Annotated in this window: 19 protein-coding genes; 7 read left to right on the top strand and 12 right to left on the bottom strand. The window is 57.6% G+C overall.

The window, feature by feature from the left end; translation table 11 throughout:
* Positions 1-88: 88 nt before the first annotated feature.
* The 3 genes from scpA to BKX96_RS09475 all read right to left on the bottom strand — a co-directional run bounded on the left by scpA (position 89) and on the right by BKX96_RS09475 (position 5,260).
* Positions 89-2,239 carry a methylmalonyl-CoA mutase gene (scpA, locus tag BKX96_RS09485; protein ID WP_082240477.1) on the bottom strand — a complete coding sequence of 717 codons (2,151 nt, stop codon included), beginning with the start codon at positions 2,237-2,239 and terminating at the stop codon, positions 89-91.
* Complete coding sequence (locus BKX96_RS09480; protein WP_077183602.1) at positions 2,236-3,096, bottom strand: Pnap_2097 family protein; 861 nt, start codon at positions 3,094-3,096, stop codon at positions 2,236-2,238. The genes scpA and BKX96_RS09480 overlap by 4 nt, the downstream gene beginning before the upstream one ends.
* A 262-nt stretch (positions 3,097-3,358) precedes the next feature.
* Positions 3,359-5,260 (bottom strand): sigma 54-interacting transcriptional regulator, encoded by a 1,902-nt coding sequence (locus BKX96_RS09475; protein ID WP_077183600.1) that lies wholly within the window; start codon positions 5,258-5,260, stop codon positions 3,359-3,361.
* Between the two features lie 242 nt (positions 5,261-5,502).
* On the opposite strand from BKX96_RS09475, the gene BKX96_RS09470 reads away from it, so the two are divergent.
* The 7 genes from BKX96_RS09470 (at position 5,503) to BKX96_RS09440 (ending at position 11,443) form a co-directional block, all read left to right on the top strand.
* Positions 5,503-5,985, top strand: a complete 483-nt coding sequence (locus BKX96_RS09470; protein ID WP_007969977.1) for an MSMEG_0572/Sll0783 family nitrogen starvation response protein — start codon at positions 5,503-5,505, stop codon at positions 5,983-5,985.
* 126 nt (positions 5,986-6,111) lie between these two features.
* Positions 6,112-7,089 (top strand): Nit6803 family nitrilase, encoded by a 978-nt coding sequence (locus tag BKX96_RS09465; RefSeq protein WP_077183598.1) that lies wholly within the window; start codon positions 6,112-6,114, stop codon positions 7,087-7,089.
* The gene (locus BKX96_RS09460; protein WP_077183596.1) at positions 7,076-8,158 is read left to right on the top strand and encodes an MSMEG_0568 family radical SAM protein; all 1,083 of its coding nucleotides are present in this window, start codon (positions 7,076-7,078) and stop codon (positions 8,156-8,158) included. The genes BKX96_RS09465 and BKX96_RS09460 overlap by 14 nt, the downstream gene beginning before the upstream one ends.
* A gap of 12 nt (positions 8,159-8,170) precedes the next feature.
* Entirely contained in the window at positions 8,171-8,731 is a 561-nt protein-coding gene (locus BKX96_RS09455) for an MSMEG_0567/Sll0786 family nitrogen starvation N-acetyltransferase (RefSeq protein ID WP_077183594.1), read from the top strand.
* On the top strand, positions 8,724-9,755 hold the full coding sequence (locus tag BKX96_RS09450) for a sll0787 family AIR synthase-like protein (protein ID WP_077183592.1): 1,032 nt from the start codon (positions 8,724-8,726) through the stop codon (positions 9,753-9,755). Before BKX96_RS09455 ends, BKX96_RS09450 begins: the two co-directional genes overlap by 8 nt.
* 1 nt (position 9,756) lies before the next feature.
* Positions 9,757-10,092 carry an MSMEG_0570 family nitrogen starvation response protein gene (locus BKX96_RS09445; protein WP_077183590.1) on the top strand — a complete coding sequence of 112 codons (336 nt, stop codon included), beginning with the start codon at positions 9,757-9,759 and terminating at the stop codon, positions 10,090-10,092.
* Positions 10,093-10,141: 49 nt separating this feature from the next.
* Complete coding sequence (locus BKX96_RS09440) at positions 10,142-11,443, top strand: MSMEG_0569 family flavin-dependent oxidoreductase (protein ID WP_077183588.1); 1,302 nt, start codon at positions 10,142-10,144, stop codon at positions 11,441-11,443.
* A 310-nt stretch (positions 11,444-11,753) separates the two neighbouring features.
* Here the strand turns inward: BKX96_RS09440 and BKX96_RS09435 are convergent, their stop codons facing one another.
* From BKX96_RS09435 to BKX96_RS09395, 9 genes are all read right to left on the bottom strand, one after another.
* A complete protein-coding gene (locus tag BKX96_RS09435) occupies positions 11,754-12,614 on the bottom strand; it encodes an isocitrate lyase/PEP mutase family protein (RefSeq protein ID WP_077183586.1) in 861 nt (286 codons plus the stop codon).
* Positions 12,615-12,640: 26 nt separating this feature from the next.
* Positions 12,641-13,153 (bottom strand): 3-isopropylmalate dehydratase small subunit, encoded by a 513-nt coding sequence (locus BKX96_RS09430; RefSeq protein WP_077183584.1) that lies wholly within the window; start codon positions 13,151-13,153, stop codon positions 12,641-12,643.
* A 9-nt stretch (positions 13,154-13,162) separates the two neighbouring features.
* Positions 13,163-14,419: a 3-isopropylmalate dehydratase large subunit gene (locus BKX96_RS09425; RefSeq protein ID WP_077183582.1), complete on the bottom strand. Its 1,257-nt coding sequence runs from the start codon at positions 14,417-14,419 to the stop codon at positions 13,163-13,165.
* A 190-nt stretch (positions 14,420-14,609) separates the two neighbouring features.
* The gene (locus BKX96_RS09420; protein WP_077183580.1) at positions 14,610-15,917 is read right to left on the bottom strand and encodes an MFS transporter; all 1,308 of its coding nucleotides are present in this window, start codon (positions 15,915-15,917) and stop codon (positions 14,610-14,612) included.
* 230 nt (positions 15,918-16,147) lie between these two features.
* Positions 16,148-16,909 (bottom strand): SDR family NAD(P)-dependent oxidoreductase, encoded by a 762-nt coding sequence (locus BKX96_RS09415; RefSeq protein ID WP_077183578.1) that lies wholly within the window; start codon positions 16,907-16,909, stop codon positions 16,148-16,150.
* A gap of 20 nt (positions 16,910-16,929) precedes the next feature.
* Entirely contained in the window at positions 16,930-17,643 is a 714-nt protein-coding gene (locus tag BKX96_RS09410; RefSeq protein ID WP_077183576.1) for a nitroreductase, read from the bottom strand.
* Positions 17,644-17,650: 7 nt separating this feature from the next.
* Positions 17,651-18,388 (bottom strand): FadR/GntR family transcriptional regulator, encoded by a 738-nt coding sequence (locus BKX96_RS09405; protein WP_077183574.1) that lies wholly within the window; start codon positions 18,386-18,388, stop codon positions 17,651-17,653.
* Positions 18,372-20,018, bottom strand: a complete 1,647-nt coding sequence (locus BKX96_RS09400) for an acetate--CoA ligase (RefSeq protein WP_077183572.1) — start codon at positions 20,016-20,018, stop codon at positions 18,372-18,374. Before BKX96_RS09400 ends, BKX96_RS09405 begins: the two co-directional genes overlap by 17 nt.
* A gap of 53 nt (positions 20,019-20,071) precedes the next feature.
* Positions 20,072-21,259, bottom strand: a complete 1,188-nt coding sequence (locus BKX96_RS09395; RefSeq protein WP_077183570.1) for a CaiB/BaiF CoA transferase family protein — start codon at positions 21,257-21,259, stop codon at positions 20,072-20,074.
* Positions 21,260-21,268: the final 9 nt, after the last annotated feature.

The raw sequence follows: 21,268 nt of genomic DNA, 5'->3' as shown, positions 1-21,268 counted from the left end.
TAATTCACAACAGCTCTCGTTGTGTCCCCCATAGTGGCGCATTTTTTAATTGGCGGTTCCCAGTCATCGTTTACGATGAGTGAGTTAATTACCAATCGCAGTCACGTGGCGTTACTGACGGAGTAGGGCAAGTTAACGGTTCCTCAGAGTGGGGTTGATTTGATGTGCCGAGCTGCGAATGAGGAGGAACGAGCAAATCGACCATTTGTTGAATAATTTCAATCATTTCCTGTCCTGCACCGAAACAGGCCTTGACCCCCAAGTCCAGCAACTGACGCGCATCGGCTTCTGGAATGATTCCTCCCACGACCACCGATATGTCGAGCTCACGTTTTTTCAACAGGCTCAACAGTTCAGTGAGTAGTTCCTGGTGCCCCCCCGCCAGGCTCGAAATCCCGATCAGGTCCACTTGGTTTTCTTCATCCAAGGATTCCAGTAACTGAATCGGTGTTTGAAACAAGGGCAGAAGGCGCACTTCGAAGCCGGCATCGGCCAGTGCCGCAGCAATTAGCCGAATACCTCGGTCATGTCCGTCCTGGCCTAGTTTGGTCAGCAGAATCCTCGGCGGCCGAGCCTGGTGCGCGACAAAGGTCGAGAGGCGTGCACCTGCCCGCGCCCAACCCGGGTGCTGACTCACAGAGGGGCCGTAAAAATCTGCGTGAAAGCTCAGGCCCTGCCGGAAACGTGGCCATACCTTTTCCAGGGCCTGGGTGCATTCGCCGAGGGTCGCCCGTGCCCGGATGGCAGCCATGGTCACCTGCAGAAGGTTGCCCTGACCGGAGCGTGCGCACTCAGTGATCGAATCCAGAAGGGTTTCAACCCGAGCGGTGTCGCGCCTCAGGCGTAAGCGACTAAGGCGTCGGCACTGTCGGGCGCGCAGTGCCTGGCTGTCCACGGCTGACGCTGACTCTGGCGCCGCGTGCGCTTGCTCACTTGCAGCAACACGCCGTTGAATTCCGCTATCGAGTCGGACCTGGGTGGCCAGGGCCTGAAGGTGGATGGCCTGACTGATCCAACCGGACGCTATCGACTGGAACACCCCGCCCTGAGCATCAATTTCCGCCATCCGTTGGCGAACCTCCATAGCCATTTGCGCCGTCAGGGATTCCATCATGTAGGACCCCGCCCAAGGATCAACCACATCACAAAGTCCGGTTTCCTGCTGCAGGATATGCTGGGTATTGCTGGCCAACCTAGACGACGCCTCACTGGGCAAGGTCAAGGCTTCGTCCCAGGCATTGGTGTGTAGAGACTGCGTACCGCCAAATACCGCGGCCATGGCCTGGACGGTAGTGCGCGTGACATTGTTGAGCGGATCCTGAGCACAGAGCGACCAGCCTGAGGTCTGGCAGTGCATGCGCAGTGCCCGGCCTTTTTCACTCTGCACGTTCAGGGCCTGGGTAATTTCGGACCATAGCAGACGGGCCGCGCGACACTTGGCGATTTCGGTGAAAAAGTCGCTGCCGATGCCGAAAAAGAAACTGATTCGTTCACAAAAACTTTGCAGGTCCAGCCCGCTTTTTTGCACCTCCTCGGCATAGGTTCTGGCGTTGACCAAGGTCAATGCCAGCTCCAGCACCGCATCCGCACCGGCCTCCTGAAAGTGATAGCCGGACACCGAAATCGGGTTGAACCGCGGAACGTGTTCGTTCAAGTAGCCGATCACGTCCGTGGTAATGCGCATTGAGGGTTGTGGCGAAAAAATGTAGGTGTTGCGTACCGTGAACTCTTTGAGAATATCGTTCTGGATCGTGCCGCTGAGTTGAGTCGCAGCGACGCCGGATTCTTCTGCGGCAACGATGAACGCTGCCAACACCGGTAGCACTGCGCCGTTCATGGTAAGTGACACCGACACCTGGTCCAGAGCAATGCCGTCTAGCAGTTCGGCCATGTCCTCGACGCTATCGATGGCGACACCAGTCTTGCCGACATCCGCCTGCCATTGCGGATCACTTGAGTCGTAACCGCGATGAGTCGGCAGATCGAAGGCCAGTGATATACCCGTTGCGCCCTCGGACAAACGTTGCCGCAGACGCTGATTGCTGGCGTCGGCACTCGCGAATCCGGTGTACTGGCGCACGGTCCAAGGTTTTTCCGGGTACATGCTCGAATAGGGGCCGCGCACAAAAGGCGCTTTGCCGGGCAGGCTGTGCAGGTGCTCGAGACCGTCCAGGTCACTGCCGTGGTACACCGGCTTGAGTCGCAGGCCTTCGGGCCGCCAGAGAGGGGGATGGCTCATGGTCGGCTGCAATCGGAGAGGTGGATTTTCCTGGTGAAAATGTCAGCCAGCTTGAAGAGGTCGCTGCGCCGATACACTTCACACCAGTGCAACTCTCGATGACCTGACTGGCCGGTGTGCAGTCTGAGGTGCACGCTGTCGCTGATATTGAGGTTGCCGTAGAAGTGCAGCTCGCGTTGACGAATGTGGCCGGGGCGACGCAATCCCAATAGTGCCCATTCCGCACGTTCGACCAGGGCCTGAAAGTTGGCGAAGTACAGAAGGTCGGCACCGTTGAAGTCGATGTCAGGGCAGGGCGTAAAATCAAACACGCGCGCTTCGGTTGATTGACGGTCAATGCCGAAATGACTGCACCAGTCGCCGCTGCGTATTCGACGATTGTCGGCTTGCAGTGCTTGCGACGCCTCAGGTAACGGGGTCGCGCGTACTTGAGTGCCGTTCAAACATGCTTTGCTGACACTGCGATTATCACCCGGTACTTGACGGTTCACAAAGGTGGACAGCAATGCCAGTTGCCCCACAAGGCGATCACCCAGTCTAACCTCATGTTCGCTGTAATGCCGGGCCTGTCCACCGCGCCCGATCCGCGTATGAATCTGGAACGAGCGATTCTCGATGATGGCTTCCAGCTGTAAATTCCACGTTTTGACTGCGGTGAACGCGGCATAGGCGATGCGCCCTTGCTCATCGACGAAATCAGGCAGAGGCCGATCATGCAGTTGGGCCAGTGCGAGCCAATGTTGATGCCCGCACTCTTTCAATAACCAGTTTTCCGACAGGCCGGTGAAGGCCAGGTTGGGCATCGAAGCCAGGTAGGTTTCTGAACGTGAGACGGTGAAAGCAGAGGTTGTCGGCATGGTAGGCATCCTGGATCTGCTGTTATCGATGGCCCGTTTGGCTTATCGGTTGCAGCACTCAGAAGCGAAGGTCGTGCCAGCACGTTGATGGTTTCAAGATAATCGCTAACTATTTGATAATAAATATTATTTTTTAGTATCCGATACGCCTGCGCATCGCTGATGGCGTCGCAGAAATTACGTAATTGCGTGGAAATACGAATTTTCGTAGAGGCTTTTACGAGATTGCGTGGTCAAGTGCCAAACCATGCTCACGATCGAATCAGTTCTCCAACTTGATTTCCAGCCGCTTGAACCTCGACGCCAAGGTCGTGGGTTTCAGGCCCAGCAGTTCGGCTGCGCCACCTTTTCCAAACAGTTTGCCGTCGGAGGCCTTGAGCGCGGCCTGCATGTTGTTGCGCTCCAGCTCCCGAATCTGCGCGTCAGTCATGATCTGGGACGAGGGGAAAGGCTTTTGGGTGACGGTGGTTTTAGGTTCGTCGGGCAAGTCCAGGTTCAGATCCGCCCCGACGGAGGTGATCAGCGCGCGCTCAATGACGTTTTGCAGTTCGCGAATATTCCCCGGCCAGGAGTAGCTTTGCAGCCGCTCGATATCGCTGTTACGCAAGCGCCGCCCTGGCATGTTCAGGCGCTTGCCGGTCTGCTTGAGGAAGTGCGCCGCCAGGGGCGCAATATCAATCGGACGTTCACGCAGCGCCGGAGACTGGATCGGGAAAACGTTGAGCCGGAAATACAAGTCTTCACGAAAATGCTTCGCAGCGACTTCCTGGCGCAGATCGCGATTGGTCGCAGCAATGATCCGCACATCGACCTTGCGGGTGCGTTCTTCGCCGACCCGTTCGAACTGGCCTTCCTGCAAAACCCGCAGCAGTTTACTTTGCAGCTCCAGCGGGATTTCGCCGATTTCGTCGAGAAACAGCGTACCGCCATCGGCCAGTTCAAAGCGCCCGACGCGATCTCGCACAGCGCCGGTAAAGGCACCGCGAATGTGCCCGAAGAATTCGCTTTCGAACAATTCGGCAGGAATCGCCGCGCAATTGACCCGGATCAGCGGGCTGGCATTACGACGGCTGGCCTGATGGATGGCGCGAGCGATCAGTTCCTTTCCCGTACCCGACTCGCCGTTGATCAACACGCTGGCATCGGTGGGGGCGACCACGTCGATCTGTTTGATGATTTTTTTGATCGGCTCGCTCTGGCCGACGATCTCGCGGAAGTTGTGCTCGATGTGAATCTCTTCCTGCAAATAAGCGTTTTGCTCTTCGAGCCGCTCCTTGAGGACCTTGAGTTCATCCAGGGCATTTTGCAGTTGGGTTTCGGTGCTTCGCCGCTCGGTGATGTCGCGAAACACCACCACCGCACCGACGATTCGGCCGTCGGAAATCACCGGAGTGCTGGTGAATTCCACCGGAAACGAACTGCCGTCTCGGCGCCAGAACACCTCCTGACGTCCTTCGTGAACCACGCCGTCGCGCACGGCTTTGTAGATCGGACACTCTTCGACCGGGTAATGGCTGCCGTCCGCGTGAGTATGGTGGTGGATGCGATGGATGTTCTTGCCGATCATGTCCTGCGGCTCCCAGCCCAGCATGCGCGCGCCTGCCGGGTTGACGAAGGTGGCCAGGCCATCGCTGTTGATGCTGTAGATGCCGTCGCCCACGGAGCTGAGCAACAGTTGGTTATCGCGCTCGCTTTCCTGAAACAGGTTGAGAATGTTGCGCCACTCGATCAGCCCGCCGCGCATGGTGCGCTCGGTATGCGCCTGGTCGCGCTGGTACTTTTCATGACTCAACTCGCGCATCACCAGAATCAAGTGCTGCTCACCCTTGATCTGCAAGATGGTGGCGGAGATTTCCAGCTCGATGCGCTCGCCGCTTTTGCAGTTGCAACTCAACTCTTCGGTCCAGCCACGACCTTTGTCCATCACTGCCTGGGTGAACACGATCAGGTCGGCCAATTGATGGCCGAACAGCTTGCTCACCGGTAGTTCCAGCAACTCTTGACGCGGGTAGCCGAGCAACTTACAGGCAGCAATGTTCAGGTCACCCAGCCGATCAGAAAACGGGTTGAGCAGCGCGATGGCCTCGGCGCAATGCTCGAACACCATGTGCCGTGAGGAATACGCCAGATCGGCCCAGCCGTTGAGAGAGTCTATTTCAGTCATGGCTACGAAGTCTCGTGATTGGCCGCTACGAATATTCGTATTTCTACGGGAATGCGTGATTCACCGATAGCATCAGATACGCAATATAAAACCGGATCAGATTGTCATTCGTAACCTAATCAATCACTTACCACTGCACAGAAAATAATTTTATTTCCTGGCACGGCATTCGCTCTCTCTCCTATAACCCGGCAGCCAACCCAGGCTGGCGTTCAAGCACGAAGCAACTGGAGAGCGACACTATGCCAACCGTGGACATCCCCCATTACAAAGACGGCGACTTCCTGGTCAATTACGAAGAGAAAGTCTTCGAAGACATCAAGGCCGAGCCCGGCGAAAAAGTCCTGATCACCTTCCACACCATCGCCTTCGAGGGCTCCATTGGCCTGGTCAATATGCTTCAGGCCAAGCGTCTGCTGCGTAAAGGCTTCGAAACCAAAATCCTGCTCTACGGGCCAGGTGTGCAATTGGGCGTGCAGCGCGGTTTCCCGACCTTGGGGGCCGAAGCGTTCCCTGGTCATCTGGCAGTGAACAAGCAACTCATTCAGTTCATGGAAGAGGGCGGTGAGGTCTACGCCTGCCGCTTCGCCCTGCAAGCCCTGTACGGGCAGACCGAAAAAGCCCTGATCGAAGGCATCCGCCCGATCAATCCGTTGGACGTAATGGACCTGCGCCTGCTGATGCGCCGTGAGGGCGCGATGATTATCGATACCTGGACGGCCTGATATGTAGGAGCGAGCTTGTTCGCGATGGCGGTGCGTCTGATACACCGCACCGCCCGCATCGCAAGCAAGCCAGCTCCTACAGGACTGTTGTCGATCTTACAAACACTACTGACCTCAGGAACCCTCATGGCCATTATTCGCGCAGCCGCCGTACAGATCAGCCCGGTGCTTTACAGCCGCGAAGGCACCGTGGACAAGGTCTGCCAACAGATCATCGCACTCGGTCGAAAAGGCGTGCAGTTCGCCGTGTTTCCGGAAACGGTGGTGCCTTACTACCCGTACTTTTCGTTTGTGCAACCGGCGTTTGCCATGGGCGCACAGCACCTCAAATTGCTCGATCAATCGGTCACGGTGCCATCCGCCGCCACGCTGGCGATTGGCGAGGCCTGCAAGCAAGCGGGGATGGTCGTTTCCATCGGCGTCAACGAACGCGATGGCGGCACGATCTACAACGCGCAATTACTGTTCGATGCCGACGGCAGCCTGATTCAGCATCGACGCAAGATCACCCCGACCTACCACGAACGCATGGTCTGGGGTCAGGGCGATGGTTCGGGACTGCGCGCGATCGACAGTGCCGTGGGGCGCATAGGCTCGCTGGCCTGCTGGGAGCATTACAACCCGCTGGCCCGTTACGCCTTGATGGCGGACGGCGAGCAGATCCACGCTGCGATGTTTCCCGGCTCCTTGGTGGGCGATATTTTTGCCGAGCAAATCGAAGTCACCATCCGCCATCACGCCCTGGAATCCGGCTGTTTCGTGGTCAACGCCACCGCATGGTTGGATGCCGATCAGCAGGGCCAGATCATGCAGGACACCGGTTGCGGCCTCGGCCCGATTTCGGGTGGCTGCTTCACCGCCATCGTCTCTCCCGAAGGCAAATTGCTCGGAGAACCGCTGCGTTCCGGCGAAGGCGTGGTGATTGCCGACCTCGATCTGGCACTGATCGACAAGCGCAAACGCATGATGGATTCGGTCGGGCACTACAGCCGTCCGGAGTTGCTCAGCCTGTTGATCGACCGCACGCCTACGGCGCATGTCCATGAGCGCGGCGGCCCCTTTGCATCGGTTGCCGACGAGGAGTCCGATCATGCAAACCAATGAATTGCTCGCTGAACTGCAATGCCATGGCGTGCGTTGGCCGGCTGCGCAGAACGGCTTGTCCCGGCAAGGTGGCGCGGGACCGTCGGATCACAAGGCGCTGAGTTTTGGCAGCCGGACCATGATGGTGCCGATCCTCAATCAGGCCTCGCAGGATTCACCCTATCAAGCGCAACCCAGCGCCGATGGCAGCCAGGCGCTGATCTTTCGCGAAGGCCTGCAGGTCGGTCAGGTGCAGATGCCAGGCGTGCCGAAGTTCTATGGTTTGAGCACTGCCGACGGCATCCCTTATTGGAAAATAGCCACGTTGCACAGCAATGATGTACTCGCGACCACGGTGTTGCAGCACTGCATTCGCTTCAATGACCGCGGCAGTTCCTGCCAGTTCTGCGCCATCGGCCAGTCGCTGGCAGCGGGTAAGACCATTGCCCGAAAACGTCCGCAGCAACTGGCCGAAGTGGCAAAAGCTGCAGTGGAACTCGACGGCGTCAAGCACATGGTGATGACCACCGGCACTCCACAAACCCCGGACCGTGGCGCGGCGATTTTGTGTGAATCCGCCGCGGCGGTAACCGCTGTGGTCGCTCTACCGATTCAAGCCCAGTGCGAGCCGCCGGACGACGATCACTGGTTCCAACGCTTGGCCGACAGCGGCGTAGTGTCGCTCGGCATGCACCTGGAAGCGGTCACCGATGAAGTGCGCCAACGGATCATGCCGGGCAAGGCCGAAGTCCCGTTGAGCCGGTATTTCGAAGCCTTCAGTGCGGCGGTCGAAGTCTTCGGTCGGGGCCAGGTCAGCACTTACATCCTCGCCGGCCTGGGTGACAGCGAAGCAGCGATCAGTGAAATGAGCGAGCGTTTATGCGCGCTGGGTGTGTACCCGTTCGTGGTGCCGTTCGTACCCATAGATGGCACACCGTTGGCTCATCACCCGAAACCCGACAGCGCGATGATGGCCCGGCTCTATCCGCAGATCGGCGCGAGCCTGCGTCGTCACGGTCTGCACTCTGATCAGATCAACGCCGGTTGCGCAAAATGTGGCGCGTGCTCGGCCCTGAAAAGCTACGAATAAGCCGGAGAACCCATGCTGAATCTCGCCTTTGCTTTGGTCGACAGCACGTTCGAACCGTTCCGTGCCGGTGAATTGCTGGTCAAACCCGCCAGCGAACAGTGGGAGAAACAGGCCTATTTCGCCCTACGGCGCTCGGTGTTTTCCGATGAGCAACAACTGCTGGTGCAGGACAAAGACAGCCATGATTTCCAGGCGATCGCCATCGTCGCCTTGGCCGGCAATTGCGGCATCGCTGATCAGGTGGTCGGTGCGGTGCGCATCTATCAGCCAGAACCGGGTTTGTGGTACGGCGGACGCTTGTGCGTAGCGCCGGCGTATCGGCGGCACAGCATGATTGGTAGGGCGCTGGTCAATGAAGCGGTGTCTCGGGCCAAGGACCTGGGTTGCGAGGTGTTTCGCGCCACTGTACAGACGCAAAACGAAACCTACTTTCACGGCTTGAGCTGGCAAACTCTCGAACAACTGGAATTGCTCGGCCAGCCGCATTGCCTGATGCAGGCGGATTTGCCGAGCTACCCGTTGATGCCGCGCCAGGTGTCATTACGTGCGCTGAAGGTGGCTCGCCATGACTGACGTCGTTGATTTACCCGCGCTGCTCGAGACCTTGCGCAACACCCCAGCGATGCGCTCGAAACAGGCTATCCAGCAACCTGCGGCCGTTATCGGCAGCGCAACACAAGCGCTGACCCGCGAGCAACTTTACGCCCTGCCCGGCGATGACACGGCAGCGATTGCCTGTGGCGATCATTTTCAGCTTCTGGCCATCGAAGGCATGTTGCCGGCCTTCGTCGAGGCGGCACCGTGGTTTGCCGGGTGGTCGGCGGTCATGGCCAATGTCAGCGACATCACCGCCATGGGCGGTCGCGCCACGGCGTTGGTCAACGCTTATTGGCATCACGACGACGCGGCCGCGCAGCAATTGCTGGCAGGCATTCGCGCAGCGTGTGAAGCCTACGGATTGCTACTGGCCGGTGGGCACACCAGCCTCACCGCGGGTAATCCGGCTGCGCTGGCGGTGGCCATTACCGGCATCGCCCGAAAAATACTGTCGACCTTGCATGTCGGTCCCGGCCAGATCATCGCCATGGCGGTGGACCTTGAAGGGCGTTGGCATGCCGACAGCACGTACTGGAAAGCCTTCGAAGGCATACCCGCCGAACGCTTGCGCAGCAAGCTCGACGTGCTGCCGCGCCTGGCCGAAGCCGAGCGGCTGCACGCGGCCAAAGACATCAGCAACGCCGGTGTCCTCGGCAGCCTGTTGATGTTGCTGGAAACCACCGGCTGCGGGGCGACAGTCGATTTATCTGCGCTGCCCTGTCCTGCGGATGCCGACCTCGCTCGCTGGCTTCAGGTGTTTCCCAGCTATGGCTTTTTGATGACGCTGGATGAGCGTCACTGGCCGCAAGTGCAGAGCGCTTTTGCCTTTGAAGGCGTGCGCTGCGAACGCATTGGCCAGGTCAACGCCAGTGGCACGTTGCGTGTCCAGTCCGGCGCACAACACGGCGACTTCTGGAACCTGCGCGAGCAGCCGTTTACCGGCTTCAGCTATCCCCATCTCGATCTGACCGCTTTAAAACCTAATCAACAGGAGCACTGACATGCCCGCCGTCAATTTCAAAATCCGCTGGCCCAATGGCCGGGAAGCGACCGGTTATTCGCCTTCGACCGTGATCTATCAATACTTGGAGGAGGGCGCCAGTTACCCGCTGACGGACTTTCTGCAACGCATCGAAAGCGCATTGAACAATGCCTCGGAACGGGTCAAGCAGGTCAAGGGTTTCTATTGCAGTTCGGCGATGGACACCCTGAGTTCCCTCAAGGGCCAGGCCAGTTACCTGGTTGATCCAACCCTCGCCGATGGCCAGGTGGACATTCTGAGCATGCGTACCGAAGGCGCCGGCCAAGTGATCGGTGCGGGCTGGAGCTCATTCTGATTCATCGATTTTTCCCTTAACCCTTTCGTTACCAGTACCGGAGCACCCCATGACCAGCCACCTCACTTCAATCAAAACTCCACACCACAGCGTGATCGTCGTAGGCGGCGGTCAGGCCGGGTTATCCGCCAGCTACTACCTGCAACAGCAGGGCATCGATCATCTGGTCCTGGAAAAACACAGCCTGACCCACACCTGGCGCAATCAGCGCTGGGATGCCTTCAGTCTGGTGACGCCCAACTGGCAATGCGCATTGCCGGGCTACAGTTACACAGACGGCTTCAACGGCAGCGATCCTCATGGGTTCATGAAGAAGGACGAGATCAACGAATACCTGGCCGGATTCGTCAAATCGGTCAATGCTCCGGCCCGTGAAGGTGTCACGGTCCAGCGCGTGGTGCCTCGAACCCAAGGTGGTTTCGAGGTGCATACTTCGCAATGCGAATTCACCGCCGATCAGGTGATTGTCGCGTCGGGCGGTTATCACACACCGATCATTCCGCGCCTGGCCGAACGCTTGCCGGCGGGTATTCATCAGCTTCACTCCGAGCAATACCGCAATCCGCAGGCCTTGCCCATCGGCAATGTGCTGGTCGTTGGCTCCGGGCAGTCGGGTGCGCAAATCGCCGAGGACTTGCACCTGGCTGGGCGCAAAGTCTATCTGGCTGTAGGTGATGCGCCTCGTTGCGCACGTTTCTACCGGGGCAAGGACGTGGTCGATTGGCTGGCGGAAATGGGTTACTACGAGATTGGCGTTGATACCCATCCGTTGCGTGAAGGCGTGCGTGATAACACCAACCACTACGTGACCGGTCGCGATGGTGGCCGTGATATTGACCTGCGCAACTTTGCCCGCGAAGGCATGGAGCTGTTCGGTCGGCTCGACGGCTTGCAAGGTGCGCGCCTGCAATTCGCGAACAACCTGGCCGAGAATCTGGACAACGCCGATGCGGTGTACAACCGGATCAACGGCTCGATCGACAAGTACATCGAGCAACACGGGATTGATGCGCCTCCCGGCGAGCGCTACCAGCCGAGTTGGGTACCCGTGCAGGAGCGTAGCGAGCTGGACCTGGTGAGCGAGGGCATCACCAGCATCATCTGGTGTATAGGCTTCAGTCCGGATTTCACTTGGGTCGAGGCACCGGTCTTCAATGGGCGTGGCCATCCCGGGCACCAACGCGGAGTGACGGCACAGCCTGGTTTGTACTTTCTTGGATTGCCGTGGTTGTACACGTGGGGATCAGGACGTTTCTCGGGTGTAGCGCGGGACGCGGAGTACCTGGTGCAGCACATTATCGAAGGAGCGCTTGAAGGCACCTCACAGAAACGACGTTTCGTGGCGGGGTAGGCCAGCCACCAAATCCTCTGGCATGTGTGAGCAGGCCAGAGGCGTTTGCTTCTAGAATCGTGGATGGCTGAAACAAAGTTTATCGTGCATTCGGGTGCAGGGGATCTGGAGGATGACCGAAGCCCGCCCAAGGCAGGATCGTTCTCGTGTCCATCACGATTTCCGGAGGACGAGCAGCATGGGGCGGAGTCAACAATTGTAGGCAGAGTACTAGATACGCCATCGGGTTCATGAGCGCTCCGGGAGCAAAATCCAACCCTTCCGACAGTGTCGACCATCGGATGGGACTAGTTGATGGTGTGAGGGGCGATCAGCTCTTATTGCTCGTATAACGCAGGGCGCGTTTGGTGAAATCGGTATATCCCAAACGACGTTCGAAGGTTTGGAAGTCTTCGAGCAGAAGGTCCGATCGATCCGCATCCGGATCGCTCTTGTATTGTTTCAGCGCAACTTGAAGCGCCTTGGTCACTGCCAGCAGGCAGAAGCCGTAATCGATGACTAGATCCGCTGCGCCGTCCCATTCATCACGATGACGAACGCTGGGTAGATTGATCACGATGTACTTGCCGGGAACTTTTTGTTTGATTTTCCGCAGGGTCGCAGGATCTGCACCGTTGGCAAAAAAGTGGGTGATCCCGATATTGGCGAATGCTTTTAAACGTTCGACGCATTCGTCGACATCATGCGTGGCCCAGATGGCGTCAGTTCGAGCAATGATCAAGAACTCAGGGTTGCGTCGAGCATCCAAGGCTGCTTGCAGGCGCTGTAGCATCAATTCAAGCGGAACCAGTTTTTGTTCCAGATCAGTGTGTTTGCCACCGGCATGATCTTCAATGTGAATGGCCGACACGCCAGCCTCTTCAAACGCCTGTACTGTTCGCCAGATATTGGCAGGGTCGAAAAAACCGCCCTCGGCATCGGCAATCACCGGCACGCTGACGGCGTTACTGACAGACTTGGCATGACGGGCCAATTCCTCGAGCGTCAACACGCCGACGTCGGCAAGTCCGAATCCGGCTGCGGCTGTTGCATAGCTGCCAACGTAGACTGCCGGGTAACCTACCGCCTGGACGAGCATGGCGCTCAAGGCGTCATAGGCCCCAGGTATCACTAACGCCTTTGGACCGCTGAAGGCCTCGGTCAGCGGGTAAAAGCCTTTCTTTGCATGCATTTCAACTCTCCTGAAAAGGGACGGCGCTAGGGGCATTGACGTTTCAGCTTGAGGTAAGGAATGAGCCCGCCAGCCTCGAGAACCAATAAATCCGAGGCACTGAATGGCTTGAAAGTCAGTTCAGTGCCTCGACTGAGATTGATGACCCGGAGCTCTTTCCAATCCACTTCTATTTCATCCCAGCGGCTCACCAGTCGGGTGATACCCGGGCACTCGATTTGTGCGAAGCCTTCGGCCATTTCGCCCCACCAGTAACCTGGGGAAAAAGATTCTGCGATGACGGCTGTTATGCCCAGCTTGCGCATGGCTATCATTGGCGGATAGTGCGGATGGCCGTAGCCGAAATTGGCTGCGCCGACTAATAGATCACCCGGCCGCACACGCTCGGCAAAGTGCTCGTCGTAAGCGTTCATGGCCACCTTGGCCAACACCTCGGCATCGCTTATCCGGATGTTTTTGACGCCGACGATTTGATCGATATCGAAGTTTTCTTCTTCAAATACATAGGCGACGCGGCCGCGCAAATTGACCAAACTCATGACGAATCCTCAAAGGTAATGACGAGGGTCGGCAACCTTGCCTTCAATGGCGGCCGCCGCCACGGCAGCAGCGCTGCACAGATAGATTTCGGAGTCGGAGCTGCCCATCCGCCCGCGAACATTCAAGGTGCCGGTGGAGACTGCGCGTTGTCCTGCGTTCATGGTTCCGATGCGCCCGTAGCAATAATCGCAACTGGGCGAGGAGATGAATGCACCGGCCTCGACCAGTGTGGTCAGCAACCCTTCTTTAGCTGCGGTCGCCATGATCTGTTGACTGGTGGGCACCACGTAGAGTGAAAACCCGGGCGCCAGCGTTCGGCCCTTGAGAATTTGTGCAGCAATGCGCAGGTCTTCGAGACGGCCAGAAGCACAGGAACCGAGGTAGCCGACATGCACATCGAGGCCGAGATAGTCAGTCAGATCGCGGGTACCAGCGGAGCTTGGCGGAATCACTATCAAGGGTTCGATGGTGCCGAGGTCGATGGTGTGGACCGCCCGGTAGCGAGCATCCGTATCGCTGTAGACCGGTTCCAGCACTTTGCGCGACCTGGAACGGGCGTAATCGAGCCTCACGGCATCCGGTGCGACGATCGCGGAAATCGCCCCGGTGAACATGGCCAGCCCGGTGATGGTCTGCAAGCCTTCCACCGACAGGCTGGCGAGCCCACTCCCTGCCAGTTCCATTACGCAAAACTGGCACGCGCTGGGCCCCAGGGTTTTGACCAGATGGTTGAGCACATCGCGAGCCATTACGCCTGGCTGCAATTGGCCGATGAAGTCGACACGTACCGTCTCGGGCACACGCAGGGAAACGGTGTCCTGAACATAGGCTTCCAGCATGTTGCGGTGAATACCCAGGGCGAGTGTGCCGAAGGTGCCCAGTTGTGAAATATGCGGGTCGAAATGCACCGCCAATGCGCCCGGTACGGCATAGCCGACTTCCGCCGCGACCTGATGGCCGATACCTCGACGCTCGAACACTTCAACTCCATTACGAGTCGCCCAGTCGCGGGTTTCTTTGTGGAATTGTTCTTCGTCCGGCGTAATAGCGGGAATCATATGGTCGATAAAAACACCAAAGCGCGCAGGTTCTTTTACTTGTATGACCTGGAACTCGCTTTCCATTTCCCTAAAGTAGCGATCAGTGTAACCCGGGAAGTCGTATGCCAGTACGAAGTCTGGTTTCACTTGAACTTCATCACCAGCATTGACTGTTGCCCGCCCCGCAGTTCGGGCCAGTATTTTCTCTGTCATGGTGTAGCCCATCGGAATACTCCTGCACGAGCATAAAATATAAGGGATTAAATGAAGTATTTGATTTTTGGCCCAGACAGACAAACGCATAATTCTTATTGCAGCTAGTCACCGGGCTGATTGATAAATTAAAGACGGGAGTTTAAACGTGACAACTGCATCCTTCGATGCAGTTGTCTTTTCGCAGAATTCAGCGAAGGTCTCAGGCCACCACGGCGGTGATCCGCGGTTCAAGACGTACAAAACCCACCAATAACAGGGCGCCGATCAGGAGCATCGCAGCGATGACGAACAGACCGTTATCCAGGCTGCCAGTGTTCGTTTTGATTAGGCCAAGCATGTACGGACTCACCACGCCGCCGAGCAGGCCGATGGTGTTGACGAATGCGATGCCGCCCGGCGCAGCTTTGCTGGATAAATAGCACATGGGCATCGCCAATGTGATCGGCATGGCCGAAAACACCGCGGTGCTGGCGAGGGTCAACGACAACATCGTCAACAGAAAGCTGCCATGGACGAATGGTAAAAGAGCCAGCCCTACTGCTCCTAACAGAGCGCAGGCAGCCGCATGCCAACGACGCTCCATGGTTTTGTCCGAGTGTCGCGAAACGAGCACCATGCCGATGGCCGTAGCTCCGTAAGGAATGATCGACCACAGTCCGATTTCGGTTGAGGACTTGATACCGGCGTCCTGCATGAGCATCGGCATCCAGAACGACACCGAATAAATCCCGCAGATAACGGTAAACCACGCGATAGCGATGTAATAGATCACAGGATCGCGAAGCGCGTCGATAAAGCCGTGGCTTGCTTTCGATGTCGGCGTAGCAAGCCTGGCGGTGACCTGAGCTTTTTCTTCATGCGAGAGCCAGGTTGCGGCCGAAGGACGATCAGGTAACAACAACAGTGCCAACGCACCGAGCAGCACCGAAGGCACGCCTTCCATCATGAACAGCCATTGCCAGCCGTGCAGGCCGCCGGCTTCGTCCATCGCGTCGAGGATCCATCCGGAAATCGGTGCCCCAACAACGCCTGCAATGGCTGCGCCGCTGAGGAAAATAGCGGCCATTTGTGCCCGGCGGGCAGGCGGGTACCAGAGCGTCAGATACAGCAGGACCCCTGGCGCGAACCCGGCCTCGAAGATCCCGAGTAGCAATCGCACCAGGTAAAACGATGTCGAACTGGTCACCAGCATTGTGCAGCAGGACACCAGTCCCCAACAGATCATGATTCGGGCAATAGTCAAACGTGCGCCTATTTTGTTCATCAACAGATTACTGGGTATCTCACACATGAAGTAACCGACGAAGAACATTCCCGCGCCCAGGCCATATACCGCGTCTGAGAAGTTAAGGTCGGCCTTCATCTGTACGGCGGCGAATCCTATATTGACCCGGTCAAGGTAGGCAAATACGTAGCTGACAAACAGATAGGGAAGTAAGCGCCAGGTTATTTTTCGATAAGTGGCATCTAGTAGGTCGGCGTGTCCGATGGCGTTTTCAGGGTGCATTAGTTTGTCTCCGACAATTATTATTGGAAGAACGAGAGAGCATTAACGCTGGTTTAATAATGATTTAAATCAATGGCTGCTTTTTTCGGGTGTACGAACTCCCTCGCTAGTCAAAGCGTCAAACTCTCAAGTTCACGGCCTTGTGAGTGTTTAAAGGTGTCTATCGAATAACAGATTAATGCGATGTTTAAACGCCATCCGAATCGGGTGATGACGTTGCGTGCGAGAGCTTACTGCGCTTGCATGCGCAACGCGGCATCCAGCCGTATCACCGAGCCGTTCAGCATCGGATTTTCGATGATTGCCCGTACCATTGCGGAGTATTCGGAGGGCTTTCCGAAGCGATGAGGAAACGGAATGTCAGCGATGAGTCGATCTTTGATTTCTTCATCAATCGATTCAAGCATCGCCGTGCCGAACAAACCTGGGGCAATGGCCATTACACGAATGCCATATCGGGCGAGCTCCCTGGCCGCCGGGAGGGTCAGGGATACCACACCTCCTTTGGATGCGGCGTAAGCACTTTGGCCGATCTGGCCTTCGTAGGCAGCAATCGAGGCGGTATTGATGATGACGCCGCGTGCGCCGTCAGTATCGGGCATGTTGTCTTTCATGGCATCCGCCGCCAGACGTAACCAGTTAAAGGTGCCCAAGAGGTTAATGCGGATGACACGCTCAAAATCACCCAACGATGCCGGACCTTTTTTGGAAATGATCCGCGCAGACGGCGCAACACCTGCGCAATTGACCAACACCGTGGGCAGTCCCACCGTATCTATGATTCGTCGCATGGCGGCACGGGAAGCGTCGTCATCGGCCACATCACAAGCGACCGCCATGCCATCGACGGCGTGGGCCACTTGGTTCACGGCTTGTTCGTTGAGGTCCACGATCACCACTTTGGCTCCTCGTTCGGCCAAGTCCATGGCCGTGGCTTGGCCAAGGCCTGAGCCGCCACCCGCGACAATCACTACTTTATTGACGATATCCATCCACTCGCTCCCGGGTTGGTTTAGTACAAGGTGTCGACGAATTGCGTGAATGCCTGCAACGGTGCACGCTCGGCAACAAATGTGTTTTCCGCGGCAGTCAAATCGCCGTAGCCGAGCGCCATGCCGCAGACCAGTTTCTGACTGTCGGCGAGGCCCAGGCGCCGGGCGATAACGGCCTCGTATTTCACAAAGGCCTGCTGGGCGCAGGTGTCCAGCCCGTAGGCTTTTGCCGCGAGCATGATGTTCTGTAAAAACATGCCGTAATCGAGCCAGCGGTTGCTATCGAGGTCTCGATCAATGGTGAAAAACAGACCGACCGGGGCGTCGAAAAAAATGAAATTGCGCGACGTCTGCCTGAGCATTCCCTGTGTGTCATCACGGGTGATGTCGAGCGATTCGTACAGATCCCGCGCGACTTTGCGCCGCCGGGAGCGATAGGGCTCACGGACGTGATGAGTTTGTGGCTGTTCCTTTTGATCGTCGCTGCCGGCAAGTGCTAACGACTGCAGCTCAAGACCGAGATTGATTAACGGCGCATCGGTCAGCACCCACACCTGCCACGGCTGGACGTTCGAACCACTCGGTGCACGCGCGGCGAGTTCCAGCACCTGCTCGATTGTTTCCCGTCTCACCGGGGTTCGCAAAAACGCGCGCACGGAGCGACGGGACGTAATGACCTGCCGGGCACTGAGTTCCGCGTCGTGCGCCTTCAGGGGCGGCTGCTTTGTATCCATGGTGACCTCATCGTTCTGGCATCAGCACCGGGCTGGCCATGTTCAGATTCGCCAGTTCGTACCCACGCTCGAAATCCTGGATATGCTTCTCCATCCACTCCCGGGCGTTCGCTGCGTCATGGGCACGAATCGCTTGGTATATCTGCTCATGTGCGGTCAAAAGCCGCTGGCCCGCATTAAGACGTGACATCACCGCGTAAAAAGGCGGATAGAACAGGGTGCTCAACGGTGCACGGGCCATTTGAATGGCACGATTGCGAGTGGCCGTGGCGACCAGTTCGTGAAACTCGATGTCCAACTCCACCAGGCTAGCGCTGTCCTCCAACGCCTGGCGTGTCGCGGCGAGATTAGCTTCGATGGCGGCGAAGTCCTCGTCGTTGCCGCGTACCGCCGCGGCGGCTGCAGCGGCAGGCTCCAGGGCGTACATCGCTTCCCACAATTCCTCAAACGTCACCTGGTTCAGCACCATGGTCGCGGTGAGGCGCTGGGAAATATCTCCCGAATGGGGAATCGAGGTAATCAGCTTGCGTCGTCCCGGTTCCCTTTTGACGAACCCGTTCTGTTCCAGCACGCGGATGGCTTCGCGAATGGTCGAACGATTGACGCCCAGCTGTTCCGCAAGCCTGGATTCTGCCGGCAGGATGTCCCCGGGCGTAATTTCCCCGGAGATAATCCGCTGCTCGATCGTTCGAGCCACCATGCGGAAGCTGGACTCTGTCGGGTCGCTATTAACTGGACGTGCCATGGATGGACTGTTCTTCAAGGGTGAGTCTCTTTTTTTCAAGTGCCCTGAGTGCGCTGCGCTGGATCTTGCCTGTCTGGGTCTTGGGCAGCGCGTCGACGAACTCAATGGCGCGTGGATATTTATAGGGAGCGGTCATCTGTTTCACGTGTTCTTTCAGATGTCGGACCAGTTCCTCACTCGGCTTTGTACCCGGACGCAGTATTACGAAAGCCTTGACGATTTCACCCCGTTCCTCATGTGGCGTTCCAATGACGGCGCATTCAAGGACACTCAGGTGAGAGAGCAGGGCACTTTCAACTTCGGTTGGGCCGATGCGGTAACCCGCTGAATTGATGACATCATCGCGCCGGCCACTGTAGAAGAAGTATCCGTCCGCGTCTCGGCTTCCGATGTCTCCCGTGATAAACCAACGCTCGCCGTCCGCCTCGATATACGACTCTCGGGTACGCGCTTCGTCCTTGTAATAGCCAAGCATCAGTAGAGGATTGGGGACGCGCACCGCGATATCGCCTTCACTGCCCCGAGGCAGTCGTCGCCCTTGCGCGTCAATGATATCGACATCGCTGCCCGGCAAAGGCAAGCCCATCGAACCTTCACGGGTCGGAATGCAGGCATAGTTAGCCAGGGTCATGAGCGTTTCGGTCTGGCCGAACGCTTCCATGACTTGGATGCCGGTTTTTTTGTGCCACTTATCGGCCACAAAGGCGTTGAGTCGCTCGCCGGCCGATACGGTGTGGCGCAGCCGCGATAGGTCGAAGCTAGCCACATCTTCATCCACCACGCGAAACAGCTCGGTGCCGGGCGCGCAATAGACGCTGACGTTGTACTTGGCCAGTAACGCCAGGCGCTGCGCGGGATCAAACGGGCCGTCGTAGAAAAAGGTGCAGGCCCCGGCGCTCCATGGGCCGAACAGGATAGACGTACCGGCCTTGCTCCAACCGACGTCGGCGGTGCACCAGATCACATCGCTGCGATCCAGGTCGAGCCAGTATTTCGCAGCTTCGCGCCAGGCATACAGACTGCGCGCGGGGTGCAATACGCCTTTGGGCTCTCCGGTGGAGCCACTGGTGTAATACAGAATGGCAGGATCGTCCAAAGACAACGCGGCGGGTTCGAAGGCGCCGTCGGCTTCGATCATCGCGTTCTCAAAGGATTCGAAACCTGCGGCGATTCCCAGCGATAACCTGACCGGTACTTCATTTAACACATCGACAAACTTTTCCGCATGTTCGGCCCGGACCACCACGGCGCGCACCTCGGCGTGACGGACGCGGTAATTGATGTCCTTCTGGGTCAGCATTTCCACGGAAGGGATCGGGATCGCGCCCAACTTCAGGCAGCCAACCATCGCAACCTGCCAGTCCGGAATGCGCGGGAGCATGATCAACACTCGATCTCCCCGGCGTATGCCGCGTTTGGCCAGCACCGACGCGAACCTGTCGGTGAGGCGTGACATGTCGGAATAGGAAAGTTGGATTTCCTCGCCTGCAGCATTCGCCCAGATCAGTGCGGGACCATCGGCTTCACGCGCGTAGCGGTCGACAACGTCTGTACCGAAGTTAAAAGTCGATGGCAGCGCCCATTGAAAGTCCCCGTAGGTCTGGGTGTAATGAACCATATTGCGGGCCATGATTGTTCTCCTCAAGCTTCATTGTTCTTGTTCTTCAGCATCATTGAGCAGGATCAAATCACCTGCGTTCGTCGCCACTCATCAAGTTGCGCGCTGCTGTAGCCAAGCGCACCAAGTACCCGTTCATTGTGTTCACCCAGCAGTGGCGGCGGACTCCTCAGGGAGCAGGGCGTCATCGAGTATTTGACCGGAAATCCCAGCTGCGGGATCAAGCCTTCAACAGGGTGTTCAATGTGCTGGAGCATGTGTCTATGACGCGCCTGCGGTGCGTCGAGGGCTTCGGCGACATCGAGCACCGGCCCGACAGGCAGGTCGATACCCTTAAAAGTGTCTACCCAGGCATCACGAGACCGGGTGGCGAACAAAGTGGCCAGTACTTGCTTTTGCAACAAGCAGCGGTCGCCGGTTGGCCATTGTTCATCCTTGAGTTGATCCAGTTGCAGATGCTCGCAAAAACGCAGCCAGAAATGCAGCTCTATCAGCCCCAGCGCGAAATACTTGCCATCGGCACAGAGGTAGACGTTGTAGCAAGGGGCCTGGCCGATAAAAGGGCGCTCGCCACCTCTGGGTTCGATGTCAGCGAACAATAGGTCGGCCGCATGCAGGGCCAGCCAGGAAATCGCCCCATCATGCATCGACACATCCACCAGTTGGCCCTTCCCTGTACGGTGACGGGCGTGCAGTGCCGCAAGAATCCCAGTGGTGGCCATCAGTGAACCGCCGCCCACATCAGCGATCGACAACCCTGGCACGATGGGCCCTTCACCGGCCCTACCGAATAGCTGCAATGCACCGGCCTCAGCCATGTAGTTGAGATCATGCCCGGCTTTCAGATGGTCGGGACCGTCCTGGCCGTAGCCGGAAATGGCGCAATAGACCAGACGTGGATTGATTTCACTTAACGTCTCGTAGGATAGTCCCAGGCGTCGCATCACCCCGGGACGGAAACCCTCGATCAAAACGTCCGACTCGCGCACCAGGTCTAGGAGGATCTGTTTGCCCGGTTCGCTTTTCAAGTTGAGCGAGACGCTTAGCTTGTTGCGGTTGAGCAGCAGGAAGGAACCGGATTCCACTTTGTTCAGTGGCGTGAACGCACGGTTGTAATCCCCGGTCAGCGGCTGTTCGACCTTGATCACATCGGCGCCAAGATCGGCCAGCATCTGTGTGCAGAACGCTCCCGGCAACAAACGGGTCAGGTCCAGTATCTTCAACCCTTCAAGGGCCATACCTTCAGGTTTCATCGTCGATTC

This window comes from Pseudomonas putida (assembly GCF_001976065.1).
Lineage (GTDB): Bacteria > Pseudomonadota > Gammaproteobacteria > Pseudomonadales > Pseudomonadaceae > Aquipseudomonas > Aquipseudomonas serbica.
This window is presented reverse-complemented; position numbering and strand designations above follow the sequence as displayed.